Origin of the sequence: Streptomyces iakyrus (genome assembly GCF_000717055.1) — a bacterium.
GTDB lineage: Bacteria > Actinomycetota > Actinomycetes > Streptomycetales > Streptomycetaceae > Streptomyces > Streptomyces iakyrus.
In genome coordinates this window covers 106403-120117 of record NZ_JNXI01000011.1, presented here as the reverse complement: position 1 = coordinate 120117, position 13715 = coordinate 106403, and the positions used below count along the sequence as shown (strand labels likewise).

Here is a 13715-nt window from a genome sequence, read left to right as displayed (position 1 = left end):
TTCAAGCGAGCCCGACCGTGCGCGCCCGAGAGAAGGAGCCCTCCGGCATGGCCGAAGTCCTCAAAGCCCCCCTCGTCGTCGAGTTTCCCTTCACCCGCTCCCTCGGCCCCGTCCAGAGCGCGTTCCTGACCGGCCTGCGCGAGCGCGTCGTCCTCGGGGTCCGCACGGGCGACGGCCGCGTCCTCGTCCCGCCCGTCGAGTACGACCCCGTCACCGCCGAGGAACTCGGCGACCTGGTCGAGGTCGCCCCCACCGGCACGGTCACCACCTGGGCCTGGAACCCCGCCCCCCGCCGCGGCCAGCCTCTCACCACGCCCTTCGCCTGGGTCCTGGTCCGCCTCGACGGCGCCGACACCGCCCTCCTGCACGCCCTCGACGCCCCCGGCCCCGCCGCCGTGCACACCGGCATGCCGGTCCGCATCCGCTGGGCGGGCGAACGCACCGGCGCCATCACCGACATCGCCTGCTTCGAGCCCTACGACGGCCACCGGGCCGAACCCACGGGACACACCGGCGAGTTCGAGGACCCCGTCACCGGCATCGTCGCCGCCGCCCGCCTCGACTACACCTACTCGCCGGGGCGCGCCCAGACCGCCTACATCAACGCCCTCTCCGGCCGGCGCACCGTCGGCGAACGCTGCCCGTCCTGCCGCAAGGTGTACGTCCCCCCGAGGGGCGCGTGCCCCACCTGCGGGGTCGCCACGTCCGAGCAGGTCGAGGTCGGGCCGCGCGGCACGGTGACCACGTTCTGCATCGTCAACATCAAAGCGAAGAACCTCGACATCGAGGTGCCGTACGTCTACGCCCACATCGCCCTCGACGGCGCCGGCCTCGCCCTGCACGGACGGATCGGCGGCATCCCCTACGACGAGGTCCGCATGGGCCTGCGCGTCGAACCCGTCTGGACCGCGGACGCCCGCTACCCCGACCACTACCGGCCCACCGGCGAACCCGACGCGGACTACGACACCTACAAGGAGCTGCTGTGACGAGCGCACCGCGGGACCGCGAGATCGCCGTCGTCGCCTTCGCCCAGACCGACCACCGGCGCACCAGCGAGGAGCTCTCCGAGGTGGAGATGCTGATGCCGGTGCTGCACGAGGTCCTCGACTCCACCGGCCTGAAGACCGCCGACATCGGCTTCACCTGCTCCGGCTCCAGCGACTACCTCGCCGGCCGCGCCTTCTCCTTCACCCTCGCCCTCGACGGCGTCGGTGCCTGGCCCCCGATCTCCGAGTCCCACGTCGAGATGGACGGCGCCTGGGCCCTGTACGAGGCCTGGACGAAACTCCTCACCGGCGACGCCGACACCGCCCTGGTCTACTCCTACGGCAAGTCCTCACCCGGCTCGGTCCGCGACGTCCTGACCCGTCAGCTCGACCCCTACTACGTGGCACCCCTGTGGCCCGACTCCGTGGCCCTCGCCGCCCTCCAGGCCCAGGCGCTCATCGACGCCGGCGACACCGACGAGCCCGCCCTCGCCGCCGTCGCCTCCCGCAACCGCGAGGCGGCGACCACCAACCCCCACGCACAAGTGAGCGGAACCGTGCCGCAGGGCGACCACATCGTCCAGCCCCTGCGCACCGGCGACTGCCCGCCCATCGGCGACGGCGCTGCGGCCGTGATCCTCGCGGCGGGGGACAGGGCCCGCGACCTGTGCGCACGCCCCGCCTGGATCCGCGGCATCGACCACCGCATCGAGGCGCACGGCCTCGGCGTGCGCGACCTGACGGACTCGCCGTCCACCCGCCTGGCCGCCGAGCGGGCCGGAGCCTTCGAGCGGCCCGTCGACACCGCCGAACTGCACGCGCCCTTCTCCTCACAGGAGATCGTCCTGCGCAAGGCCCTCCGGCTGGGCGAGGACGTGGACGTGAACCCCTCCGGCGGCGCCCTCGCCGCCAACCCGATCATGGCCGCCGGCCTGATCCGCATCGGCGAAGCCGCCGCCCGCATCCACCGCGGCCGGTCCGACCGCGCCCTCGCCCATGCCACGTCCGGCCCCTGCCTCCAGCAGAACCTGGTCGCCGTACTCGAAGGGGAACCCCGATGAGCAAGGAGCCCGTGGCCGTCGTCGGCATCGGCCAGACCAGGCACGTCGCGGCACGCCGGGACGTCTCCCTCGCCGGACTGGTCCGGGAGGCGGCCCTGCGCGCCCTCCAGGACGCGGAGCTGACCTGGGCCGACATCGACGCCGTCGTCATCGGCAAGGCGCCCGACTTCTTCGAGGGCGTCATGATGCCGGAGCTCTACCTCGCCGACGCCCTCGGCGCCGTCGGCAAACCCATGCTCCGCGTGCACACCGCCGGCTCGGTCGGCGGCTCCACCGCGCTGGTCGCCGCGAACCTCGTCGCGGCCCGCGTCCACGGCACGGTCCTCACCCTCGCCTTCGAGAAGCAGTCCGAGTCCAACGCCATGTGGGGCCTGTCCCTCCCCATCCCCTTCCAGCAGCCCCTGCTCGCCGGTGCCGGCGGGTTCTTCGCACCGCACATCCGCGCCTACATGCGCCGCAGCGGAGCGCCCGAGACGATCGGCGCCCTCGTCGCCTACAAGGACCGCCGCAACGCGCTCAAGAACCCCTACGCCCACCTGCACGAACACGACATCACCCTCGACAAGGTCATGGCCTCGCCCATGCTGTGGGACCCGATCCGCTACTCGGAGACCTGCCCCTCCTCCGACGGGGCCTGCGCCATGATCCTCACCGACCGCGCCGGGGCCGCCCGGGCACCACGGCCACCGGCCTGGATGCTCGGCGGCGCCATGCGCAGCGAACCGACCCTCTTCGCCGGCAAGGACTTCGTCTCCCCGCGGGCCGGGCAGGACTGCGCCGCCGACGTCTACCGGCAGGCCGGGATCACCGACCCCCGCCGCGAGATCGACGGCGCCGAGATCTACGTGCCGTTCTCCTGGTACGAGCCGATGTGGCTGGAGAACCTCGGCTTCGCCGGCGAGGGCGAGGGCTGGAAACTCACCGAGTCCGGCGTGACCGAGCTGGACGGCGACCTGCCCGTCAACATGTCGGGCGGCGTGCTGTCCACCAACCCCATCGGCGCCTCCGGCATGATCCGCTTCGCGGAAGCGGCGCTCCAGGTGCGCGGGCAGGCCGGAGAACACCAGGTGGACGGGGCGCGCCGGGTCCTCGGACACGCCTACGGCGGCGGATCGCAGTTCTTCTCCATGTGGCTCGTGGGCGACCGGCCCCCGGACTCCTGAAGAGTCCCCCTCACGTGCCCTGTTGGCCGTGGGACACGATCGCTAGGCTGGCCGCGGACGACGAACCGGGAGGAGCACGGACGTGGCCGAGACCACCACCCAGCAGCGCCCGCTCACAGGCTGGGACAAGCCGGAGCTGGACCTCACCAACGCACAGTGGCAGTCCAGCAGCCGAGGGCGGGGGGATGTCCAGATCGCCTTCGTCGAGGGCTTCATCGCCATGCGGAACAGCGCCCGCCCGGAGAGCCCTTCGCTGATCTTCACCCCCGCCGAGTGGGGCGCGTTCGTGTCGGGAGCGCGGGAAGGAGAGTTCGACCTCACCTGAGGACGAGCCGGACCCTTCTCGCTCGAGGAGGGACCGAACCCTTCCGGACGGCCGGGAGCCGACGGCCGATCCGGGGGTTTCCGTCCCCATTTCCGGACACGCGACCTGACGCGACGTCCCGGAGCCACCGCCTGAGTCAGGCTGGCCCCAGGAGGAGACGGCCGGATCACGGAGGTGAGGACCCATGAGCACCCTGCCCGTCGTCGCGGCGGTCGACGGTTCGGACGACAGCCTGCGTGCCCTGGAATGGGCTGCCGACGCCGCTCGCCGGCGCGCCGCACCCCTGCGCGTGGCGCACGTCCGCCAGTACGCCCACTGGGCACAGCCCGAAGTCCTCGCCGCCGGGCCCGCGGACCCGCAGGACGACCCCGTTCTCACCCAGGTCCGCACCCACCTGGAGGGCCGTGCCGATCAGCCGGACACGGAGTACGCCGGCCTGGAGGGCGCGGCCGGTGCGGTCCTGCCCGAACTGGGTGCGACCGCCCAACTGCTGGTGCTCGGCTCCCGGGGCCGCGGCGGCTTCGCCAGTCTGCTGCTCGGCTCCAACAGCATGGCCGCCGCCCGCGACGCCGAATGCCCCGTCGTCGTGGTGCCCCGGCCCGGACGCGAGGTCCACGGCGAGGCACCGGGCGGTCCCGGCCCGCGCGTGGTCGTCGGCCTGAAGGTGGACGGCCCCGACGAGGCCACACTCGAGTTCGCCTTCGCCGAGGCCGCCCGGCGCGGCGCCCGGCTCCAGGCGGTCGCCGCCTACCCCTGGCCGGCGCAGCCCTGGATGATGCCCGGGGAGATGCCCCCGCCGATCGTCGACCAGGACGTCATCGAGGACGAGACCCGGGTGCTCGCCGACGGCTTCCTCGCCCCGTACCGCGAGCGGCACCCTGACGTCCCGATCCAGCTGATCCCTGCGGCGGGCGACGCGGCCGGCTACCTCGTCGCGGCCTCCCGGGACGCCGACCTCGTCGTCGTGGGCCGCCACCGGCGGCGTCTGCTCTCACCCGTGCGCATGATGGGCTCGGTCACCCACGCCGTCCTGCTGCACGCCGCGAGCCCCGTCGCCGTGGTGCCACCGGCGTCCTCCGCGGGCTGACCTCGCCTTTCAGGGATGCAGCCGTACGGCTTCTCAACAGCGGTGCCGCCCGCAACGGCGGCCCTCGCACACGCCGTGATCGCATTCCTCGCGAGCTCCGATCGCGACCGGCCGCGGCCCTGCCACGCGCCACGCTGGGTGCGGTACTTCCTCATGGAGCACTCCGCGTCGGGAGTGGTGCACACCCCGCTGCGGCGACCGCGCCCGAGTGGCCCGCCACCACCGGCGGCACCAGGCGCCGGCCTGAGCCGCCCGCCCCGCACTTCGCAGGCCGGGACACGTACCATGGGCGACATGTCGTTCCTCCGCCGCCGCAGCGCCACTCCCGCCGGGCCCGACTTCGACGTACTGGCCATGGACCCGGGCGACTGGCCCGGCAACCTCGGTGCGGGACTGCTGCCCGCGCCCGACGGCACCTGCCAGGGCGTCTTCCTGCGCTACGACCTGTTCGGCGGTCGCGGCCCCGCGATGATCATCGGCAATCTGCCGGAGGGCTCCCCGGCCCGCGAGGTCCCCGAGGGAGAGGTCCCCTTCGAGGTCGCCCAGCTGCTGCTGGCCCTGGAGAACGACGAGGAGGTCACCGTCGTCGGCACCGAGGACGTACCGGTGATGCAGGGCGACAACCTCCTGATCGTGCGGCGCGTGAAGCTCTCCGAGAGCCGGATCTCCTGCGTGCAGTTCGACCGCAGCGACAACGTCCTCGTGACCATCGCCGCCTGGGACCGCCCCATCACGGACGACCTCTACGCCCTCCTCAAGCCGCTGCCGGCGGAGCTCTTCCAGCAGGGCTGAGCCGAACCGACCGCACACGAAAGGGCCGCTGCCCGCCTGATCCGGCGTGCAGCGGCCCTTTCGTCCCCGTCAGCGAGTGCCGACCGCCGCGCGCACGGCGCGCCGGGCCAACTGGCAGTCGTCGTGCAGCCGCCGCAGCAGCAGCCTCTGCTCCTCGCCGGACGGCGCAGCAGCCGGGTGGGCCGTGCCCGGTGCCGCCGGGGCCGCGTCGTGCAGGGAACGCTGCACGGCCGTCTCGTAGGTACGGATCTCACGGGTCAGCACCAGCATCAGGTTCACCAGGAAGGCGTCCCTGGACGCAAGCCCCGCCGACTGTGCAATCTGGCTGATCTGGCGGCGGGCGACCGGTGCGTCCCCGAGCACCGACCACAGCGTCGCCAGGTCGTAGCCCGGCAGGTACCAGCCGGCATGCTCCCAATCCACCAGCACTGGACCGGCCGGTGACAGGAGAATGTTGGACAGCAGTGCGTCGCCGTGGCAGAACTGGCCCATGCCCTGCCGCCCGGCCGTCTGTGCGATGCCGTGCAGCAGCTTCTGCAGGTCGCCCAGGTCCCGGTCGGTGAGCAGGCCCAGCTCGTGGTACCGGGAGATCCGGGCCGCGTAGTCGAGTGGGGCGTCGAACGTGCCCGCCGGTGGACGCCAGGCGTTCAGCCGGCAGATCGCGCCGAGTGCCGCTCTGATGTCCGCCCGGGGCGGTGCCTCGACTGGGTGCCGCTGGAGCGCCGCCACCCGGCCCGGCATGCGCTCGATCACCAGGGTGCAGTTGTCCGGGTCCGCCGCGATCAGTCTCGGCGCCCGCACGGGAGGGCGGTGCCGGACGAACGAGCGGTACGCCGCTATCTCGTGGCGGATCCGCTCGGACCAGGCGGGGGAGTGGTCGAGTAAACACTTGGCGACAGCCGTGCTCCGACCGGTCGTACCGACCAGGAGCACGGACCGTCCGTTGCGGCGCAGGACCTGCACCGGGGCGAACTCCGGGCAGATGCGGTGCACGGACGCGATCGCCGTGCGCAGCTGCGCGCCCTGGGGGCCGGACAAGTCGAGTCTCCCGCTGAGCGGTTGGGTGCCGATGACCGCGCCGCGCCTGGCCCTGCCCGCACCGAGCACGGGGGCCGCCGGCCGCGCGGGGGCGAGGTAGGGGCCGCTGTCCGTGGGACGAGGGTGCAGCGACCGGGGCGGTGCGGACACGGAGGACGATGCTGCGTACATGGGCGAAACAGATCCCTTCGTGTGCCTGCGACGACAGCGCACCACCCGGCCCGGAGGCCCGGGAGAACCCTGGGGAGTGTCCCTGGCGACCGGGTCGGGGTGGCGCGTTCCTACCTGACACCGGATGGCCCGTGGCACACCATCTGGCGCACCCTGGCGAACCCTGGCGAATAGTCGCCCGGCAAGTCTCCTCGGGCTACTGTCAACTCAGCCGAGAACCTGGGGGCTTGACGTGAGCGGACAACCCAACACCCGGCTCGCGGACCTGTTCGGCCTGGCCGGCTGGTCCAAAGGCGAACTCGCGAGGCTGGTCAACCGGCAGGCGGCGGCCATGGGCCACCCCCAGCTGTCGACCGACACCTCCCGGGTGCGGCGGTGGATCGACACGGGAGAGATCCCGCGCGATCCGGTGCCGCGGGTGCTGGCGGCTCTGTTCACCGAGCGTCTCGGCCGTGTCGTGACCATCGAGGACCTCGGTCTGGTCCGGCACGGGCGTGCGGGGAAACGGCAGGGCGGCGGGAGCGCCGAAGCTCCCGACGGCGTGCCGTGGGCGCCCGAGCGGACGGCTGCGGTCCTCACCGAATTCACGGGAATGGACCTCATGCTCAACCGACGCGGCTTGGTGGGCGCGGGCGCCGCGCTCGCCGCGGGCTCCGCACTCAGCAGCGCCATGTACGACTGGCTGCACACCGACCCTTCCCTGGCTGCCGACGCCCCCGACCTCGACCACCCCCTCCACGCCGACCCCGCTGGGTTCGACCGCTACGAGGCGGCCCCCATCGGGTCGCAGGAGATCGAGGAACTGGAGCGCTCGGTCGAGGTTTTCCGCGCCTGGGACGCGGCCCGCGGCGGCGGGCTCCAGCGCAAGGCCGTGGTGGGCCAGCTCAACGAGGTGGGCGGCATGCTCGCCTACCGTCACCCACCCCACCTCCAGCGGCGCCTGTGGGGCGTCGCCGCCAACCTCGCCGTCCTCGCGGGCTGGATGTCGCACGACGTCGGTCTGGAGCCCACGGCCCAGAAGTACTTCGTCATCGCCGCGCACGCGGCCAGAGAGGGCGGGGACCGCCCCCGAGCGGGCGAGGCCCTGTCCCGCGCGGCCCGCCAGATGGTGCACCTGGGCCGGCCGGACGACGCCCTGGACCTGATGAAGCTCGCCACGTCCGGCTCCGGTGACGAGGTGCTGCCGCGCACCCGGGCGATGCTGTACACCATCGAGGCCTGGGCGCAAGCCTCCATGGGCAAGGGCCAGGCGATGCGCCGCACGCTCGGGCGGGCCGAGGACCTGTTCGTCTCCGACAAGGCCGACGTACCGCCGCCGGACTGGATGCAGACCTTCAAGGAGGAGGACCTCTACGGCATGCAGGCCCTGGCCTATCGCACGCTGGCCGAGTTCGAGCCGGGGGCCGCCGCCCATGCGCAGCACTACGCGGAGAAGGCCCTGGCCCTGCGGGTGGACGGCCGGCAGCGGTCGAAGATCTTCGACTACCTGTCGATGGCGTCGGCCTGCTTCATCGCGGACGACCCCGAACAGGCGGACCGGTACGCGCGACTGGCCCTGGTGTCGATGGGCTCCAACTCCTCCCACCGGACCTGGGACCGGCTGCGCCAGATGTACCGGCTCACCGCCGAGTACTCGGGCTACCCGAGGATCCAGGAGCTGCGGGAGGAGATCAAGCTGGCCCTGCCGAAGACGAAGGGCAGGGGCGGCAACCGCGCGCAGGCCTGAGTCCCCGGTAAGCCCGAGCTCCGGTTCCCTACGACACGACCTTGGCGACGAGCAGACAGGCGTTGTCCTCGCGCTCGCCCTCGCCGAACTCCTCGACCACGGTGCGTACGCAGTCCTCCGCGGTGCGGTTGCCGGCCAGGCGCGGTGCCAGACCGAGGAGGAGGTTCGCCGCCGCCGATCCGGTGTGCCCCGGCACCAGCCCGTCGGTGTGCAGGAGCAGCAGGTCGCCCACCCGGAGCGTCTCTTCGGCCTGCCCGTAGACGGCGCCCGAGGTGGCGCCGAGCAGGACGCCGTCCGGTGCGTCCAGGACGCGCCCCGTCCCGTCGCGGAACAGCAGCGGGGCGGGGTGTCCGGCCTGCGCCCACACCAGGGTGCGGTTCGCGGGCCGGTAGCGGCAGCACAGGGCGCTGCCGAGGGCGGGTTGCACGGTGGCGTCGAGTAACTGGTTCAGCCAGGCCATCACCTGCCCCGGCTGCGCACCGGCCATGGCCATGCCGCGAACGGCACCGAGCAGCATGGTCATGTTCGACGTGACACCGACTCCCTGGCCGGTGAGATCGCCGACGCCGAGAAGCGTTTCGCCGTCGGTCAGTTCGAGGGCGTCGTACCAGTCGCCGCCGATGAGTGTGCGGGAGGACGCCGGCAGGTGGTGGGACGCGAGGTCGAGGGCCCTGGCGCCCCGGTGCGGGAGCCGCAGGGAGCCGCGCCACGGCGGCAGCACGGCCTCCTGCAACTCGGCCGCGAGCCGGTGCTCGCTCTGCGCGGTGTCCTGCCGGTGGTGGAGCGAGTCACGGGTCTCGCTCACCACCCGCTGGCTGCGCCGCAGTTCGCTGACGTCACGCAGCACGGCCCACATCGAGGCGGTGCTGCCGTCGGTGTCGAGCACCGGTTCGCCCATCATGTGCACGGTCCGCACGTCGCCGGTCCGGCGGGCGATGCGGAACTCGCCGTCGATGGGCCGGGCGTCGACGAGACAGTCGGTGACCATCGCCGTCAGCTTCGGCCGGTCCTCGTCCACGACCAGCGACGGCAGTTCGTCGAGGGTGAGCGGGGGAGCGGCCGGGTCGCGGCCCAGGATCCGGTAGAGCTCTCCGGACCAACTGGCCTCGTCCGTCAGCAGGTTCCACTCGGCGCTGCCGACCCGGCTGAGCAGGGAGCCCTGCTCGGGGCGGGGGGCTTCCGGGGCCGCCGCCGTTGGCAGGGGGCCGTCCCGCAGCTGGGCCAGGTGCTCGTCGAGGTCGTTGAGCTGGTGCAGGGCCAGGTCGTACAGGGCGCGCTGCCAGCGCTCGCGCGGGTGGTCCGATCCCACGTCCTCGGAGTCGCGGCGCACCGCGTCCACTTCGCCCTTGAGCCGCCGCGTCTGCGATATGAGCGCGTCGACCGAGCCGCGTCCGGGCGGCTGGGCGGCTGGGCGGTCCGCGGAGAGGTGGGACGGCATGACGCACTCCGATGCGGGGACGGTTCGACCAAGGCGGACGGAGGGACCGTTACGACTGTTGCACAGCCCGCGACGGCCTGTAAGGGATTCGGCAACACACGATACGGTGGTGCTTCTGGCATATGCCACAGTCTCGCGGAGCTACTCCGGGGTAGGTGGGGAACACCCTCACTGCAGGCTCAACTCGTAGATTACACAGGGTATTTGATGGCCCATCGGAAACACCCGCACGAGGCTCATGCGGGTGTTCGATGGTCCTGTGTTCGAGCCCTGGTCAGTACCGCAGCACCGCGGCCATGCCGTCCGCCTCCCCGAGCGTGCCGTCCGGGACGAAGCGGACATCGGCTCCGGTCTCCAGGCACTGTTCGACGATCTCGTCCACGATGTCCTCGCGGGAGTCGAGGTCGCCGCTCTCGGCGAGGACCAGATGGTCCCCGGCGTCGCGGACCGTCACGCGATAGTTCTCCTCGACGGCCAGCAGCCGGACGCGGCCGTCCCGGGCGCTCTGCCACAGCTCGTCGACACCGGCGGCGAACTCCCGTCGGCCGCGGGCCGTTTCGAGGGCGCGGGTCACGGCGTCCGTGCTGCGGCGGGCCTCCGCCTCGACCACCGGGCGCACGGCCTGCCAGACGGTCTCATGGGTCCCATGGGCGAGTCCGCCGTGCGGGACGTGCACCGCGCCGCGGGCGGTGCCGACGACCTCGTCCAGCAGGGAGAGGGCCGCCGGCTCGCCGGTGACGTACAGCTGCCGCGGGTGGTCGCGCAGTACGGCGTTCATCGCGGTGCCGGCCTCGCGCAGGAACTGGCGGGTGCGTTCCTCCCGGAAGGCGCTAGGCGTGTCGCCGATCCGCTGCTGCCGCTCCGGGTCGAAGTTCTCCACGCGCCGGGTCATCGGGAAGCCGCCGACCCGGGCCTCGGCGACCCGGTCGACGCCGCCGTTCCACAGGGTGACGCGGTCCGCGGCGAGCGACAGGACCCAGAAGGGCCGCCCGGCCGTCTGCGCGGAGACGAGGTTGCGGGTGAGGAAGGTGTCCGAGAGCACCACGCGTTCGGGTACGGACCTCGCCACCGACCACACCTGGTGTTCGCCCGGAGCGGCGAAGATCACCAGGCCGTCCTCGGCGTGTGTCAGGTCCACTTCGGTCATGGCCCGGTCCAGGTGCCCGGCCACCTCGGTGCGTCGCTCCCGGGTGACGGCCGGATCGGCCTCCAGCTGCCTCTTGGCCTCGGCCACCGCATTGCGCAGCCGGACCTGGTCCTGGGCGTTGTAGGGATCGCGCCGATGGGTCGGCGTCAGCACGGAGACCGCGGGGTAGGGGCGCGGGCGCCGCAGCTCGGCAAGGGTCGCGGGACTCAGAACGCTCTCCATGACAGAACGATAGAGCGAATTCGCGACCGGGGCATTTGGGGCATTCGATCTCACTCGTCGTCGCGGTCGGAGCCGCAGGAACTGCCGTCCGGCGGGAGGGTTCCGTACAGCAGGAAGGCGTCGACCTTGCCGTGCACGCACTTCGACGAGCCGTAGCCGGTGTGTCCTTCCCCGCGGTTGTCGAGCACCACGGCCGACGAGCCGAGCCGCCTGGCCGTCTCCACCGTCCAGCGGTACGGAGTGGCCGGATCGCCCCGGGTGCCGACGAGCAGCATCCTCGGCGTGTCGACGTCCTTGACGTCCTCGCGGATGTAGTCGGTGCCCTTGGGGCGGCCGTAGCACATCAGCACCTGGGTGAGCCGGTAGCGGCCGAAGACCGGTGAGGCCTGCTCGTAGCGGGCGCGCAGCCGCCCGAGGTGCTCGGTGACCTCGGCGGCGGCGGGGCGGTCCGGATCGTCCGCGCAGTTGACGGCCATCAGCGCCGCCGGCAGGTTGTCGAGCGGTACGTCCGCGGGGTCGGTGAGCCCGGCGTGCGGGCCGCGCCGCGGCGGGAGGGTGAAGCCCCCGGACAGGAACGCCTCCAGGCCGCTCGGGTCGCCGTCCTCCAGCAGCCGGCCGACGGCCCGCTGCAGCGACGGCCAGAGCTCCCTGCTGTAGAGGCCCTGCCCGAGAGCGCCGGCGAAGTCCTGGCCGGAGAACGCCTCGCCGAAGTCGTTCGGCAGCGGATCCTTGTCGAGCGACTCGACCACCTGTACGACGTGCTTCCGGGCTTCCCGCGGGTCCCGTCCGAACGGGCAGGCGATGTCCTCGGTGCACCAGGTCAGGAAGTTCTCCAGTGCGGTCTGCTGTCCCCGGGCGCTCGCCACACCCTGGTCGGACAGCGGCTCGGTCAGCGTGTCGACGCCGTCCAGCACCATCCTGCCGACCTTGTCGGGGTGCTGGGCCGCGTACACCGCGCCGAGCCGGCTCCCGTAGGAGAAGCCCAGGTAATTGAGCTTGTCGTCGCCGAGCGCGTCGCGTATGACGTCCAGGTCGCGGGCGGCGTTGACCGTGCCGATGTGGGGCAGGACCGGGCCCGAGTGCTCGGTGCACTCGGCCGCCGCCGCGCGCAGCTCTTCGAGCACGGCCCCCGGATCGGTCACGTCGGCATTGCCGTCGGTGGCGTCCAGGGCGCTGTCCGAGGCGTTTCCGCAGCTGACCGGCGAGGAGCGGCCGACGCCGCGCGGGTCGAAGGAGACCACGTCGTAGCCGTTCGTCAGGCCCATGAAGTCCTTGGCGCCCATGGCGAGTTGGGCCACGCCCTGGCCGCCCGGGCCGCCGAAGTTCAGCAGGACCGATCCCCGCGAGGTGCCCGTGGCCCGATAGCGGGCGACGGCGACGTCGAGGGTGCCCTGCCCGGGCTTGGCGTAGTCGAGCGGGACGGTGACCTTCCCGCACTGGAGATCCTTCGGCATGTCCATGCCTTTGCACTTCGACCAGGTGACCTTCTGGTCGTAGAAGCGCGTGAGGCCGGGCGGCGGGTCGTCGGCGGCCGGCAGTGCCGTGCCCAGCAGGGCGAGCCCGGCCGTACCGGTGACCGCGCAGCGCCGTATCGAGGGGCGCGTTGACAGCTTGGCCAGCATCGATGCCTCCAGGGCGCGGGGCGTCCCGCAGCGGACCGGGACCGGCGCCCTCGCTCACCATAAGCGGGCCCCGGAAGCCTCGCCTCCGGGCGGGCCGGGCCGGCATACGAAGGGCTTTACCGCTAGTTCGACAACCGGGCCGCTCGATGGAGTGAAAGGCCGATAAGCCATAACTCGGACCGGTCGCCCCGCGTTCTCCCCGTGCGGGTGAGTGCCCGCGACACGATGTCTGGAAGGCAGGGTTCCCATGAGACGCCTTACCCGAAACGGAGTGATCGCCGTCGCCGCCGCCTCGGGCGCGATGGCCGTGACCGTCCCCGCGTACGCCGGTTCCGGTGCGGACGGCTCGGCGGCCGGTTCGCCCGGGGTGGTCTCCGGCAACACCGTCCAGCTGCCGGTGCACGTTCCGGTGAACGCGTGCGGGAACACCGTGAACGTGGTGGGGCTCCTGAACCCCGCTGCGGGCAACACCTGCGCGAACAAGGACGACGGACGGGCGGGCCGGAAGGCCACGTCCGGCGGCGCGGTCGCCGAGGCCGGCGGAAAGGATTCACCGGGCGTAATCTCCGGCAACGGCGTGCAGGTGCCGGTCGACCTCCCGGTCAACGTCACGGGCAACTCCGTGAACGTGGTCGGCATCGGCAACCCGGCGACCGGCAACGAGTCCTCGAACACCCCTGGTCACCAGCGCCCGGTCCGCCCCCAGCACCCGCCGAAGCCCGTCCCGGAGCGGACCCCGCCGCCCCGGCCGAAGCCGGCCCCCGAACCGGCCCCGCACAGCGGCCCGCACACCGTCCCGCACGCCACCGGCGCCCTGGCCCACACGGGCACCGAGCACACCCTCCAGGCCGTCGCGGCGAGCGCGGCACTGGTCGCCGGCGGAGTGGTGCTGCGCCGCAGGTTCCGCCCGGGGTCGGACGGCTGACGGCCGCGG

Annotated in this window: 13 protein-coding genes; 9 read left to right on the top strand and 4 right to left on the bottom strand. The window is 72.6% G+C overall.

The window, feature by feature from the left end:
• The first annotated feature begins 47 nt into the window (after positions 1-47).
• From OO68_RS18405 to OO68_RS18380, 7 genes are all read left to right on the top strand, one after another.
• Entirely contained in the window at positions 48-989 is a 942-nt protein-coding gene (locus OO68_RS18405; RefSeq protein WP_033309469.1) for a Zn-ribbon domain-containing OB-fold protein, read from the top strand.
• A complete protein-coding gene (locus tag OO68_RS18400; RefSeq protein ID WP_033309468.1) occupies positions 986-2050 on the top strand; it encodes a thiolase family protein in 1065 nt (354 codons plus the stop codon). The genes OO68_RS18405 and OO68_RS18400 overlap by 4 nt, the downstream gene beginning before the upstream one ends.
• On the top strand, positions 2047-3213 hold the full coding sequence (locus tag OO68_RS18395; protein WP_033309467.1) for a thiolase family protein: 1167 nt from the start codon (positions 2047-2049) through the stop codon (positions 3211-3213). Before OO68_RS18400 ends, OO68_RS18395 begins: the two co-directional genes overlap by 4 nt.
• Before the next feature lie 82 nt (positions 3214-3295).
• The gene (locus tag OO68_RS18390; RefSeq protein ID WP_010033039.1) at positions 3296-3538 is read left to right on the top strand and encodes a DUF397 domain-containing protein; all 243 of its coding nucleotides are present in this window, start codon (positions 3296-3298) and stop codon (positions 3536-3538) included.
• Positions 3539-3722: 184 nt separating this feature from the next.
• Positions 3723-4625: a universal stress protein gene (locus tag OO68_RS18385; RefSeq protein ID WP_033309466.1), complete on the top strand. Its 903-nt coding sequence runs from the start codon at positions 3723-3725 to the stop codon at positions 4623-4625.
• A gap of 100 nt (positions 4626-4725) precedes the next feature.
• Complete coding sequence (locus OO68_RS48805; protein ID WP_500691361.1) at positions 4726-4872, top strand: CGNR zinc finger domain-containing protein; 147 nt, start codon at positions 4726-4728, stop codon at positions 4870-4872.
• Between the two features lie 47 nt (positions 4873-4919).
• A complete protein-coding gene (locus OO68_RS18380; protein ID WP_033309560.1) occupies positions 4920-5417 on the top strand; it encodes a hypothetical protein in 498 nt (165 codons plus the stop codon).
• 69 nt (positions 5418-5486) lie between these two features.
• Here the strand turns inward: OO68_RS18380 and OO68_RS18375 are convergent, their stop codons facing one another.
• Positions 5487-6626, bottom strand: a complete 1140-nt coding sequence (locus OO68_RS18375) for an aminoglycoside phosphotransferase family protein (RefSeq protein WP_033309465.1) — start codon at positions 6624-6626, stop codon at positions 5487-5489.
• Between the two features lie 232 nt (positions 6627-6858).
• Here OO68_RS18375 and OO68_RS18370 point away from each other — a divergent pair, with 232 nt between their 5' ends.
• Entirely contained in the window at positions 6859-8352 is a 1494-nt protein-coding gene (locus OO68_RS18370) for a DNA-binding protein NsdB (RefSeq protein ID WP_033309464.1), read from the top strand.
• A 28-nt stretch (positions 8353-8380) separates the two neighbouring features.
• Here OO68_RS18370 and OO68_RS18365 read toward each other — a convergent pair whose 3' ends face one another.
• The 3 genes from OO68_RS18365 to OO68_RS18355 form a co-directional block, all read right to left on the bottom strand.
• Positions 8381-9790, bottom strand: a complete 1410-nt coding sequence (locus OO68_RS18365; protein WP_033309463.1) for a PP2C family protein-serine/threonine phosphatase — start codon at positions 9788-9790, stop codon at positions 8381-8383.
• Positions 9791-10064: 274 nt separating this feature from the next.
• Positions 10065-11159, bottom strand: a complete 1095-nt coding sequence (locus OO68_RS18360; RefSeq protein ID WP_033309462.1) for a baeRF3 domain-containing protein — start codon at positions 11157-11159, stop codon at positions 10065-10067.
• Positions 11160-11209: 50 nt separating this feature from the next.
• Complete coding sequence (locus tag OO68_RS18355; RefSeq protein ID WP_033309461.1) at positions 11210-12781, bottom strand: alpha/beta hydrolase; 1572 nt, start codon at positions 12779-12781, stop codon at positions 11210-11212.
• A gap of 247 nt (positions 12782-13028) precedes the next feature.
• On the opposite strand from OO68_RS18355, the gene OO68_RS18350 reads away from it, so the two are divergent.
• Complete coding sequence (locus OO68_RS18350; protein WP_051814710.1) at positions 13029-13706, top strand: chaplin; 678 nt, start codon at positions 13029-13031, stop codon at positions 13704-13706.
• Positions 13707-13715: the final 9 nt, after the last annotated feature.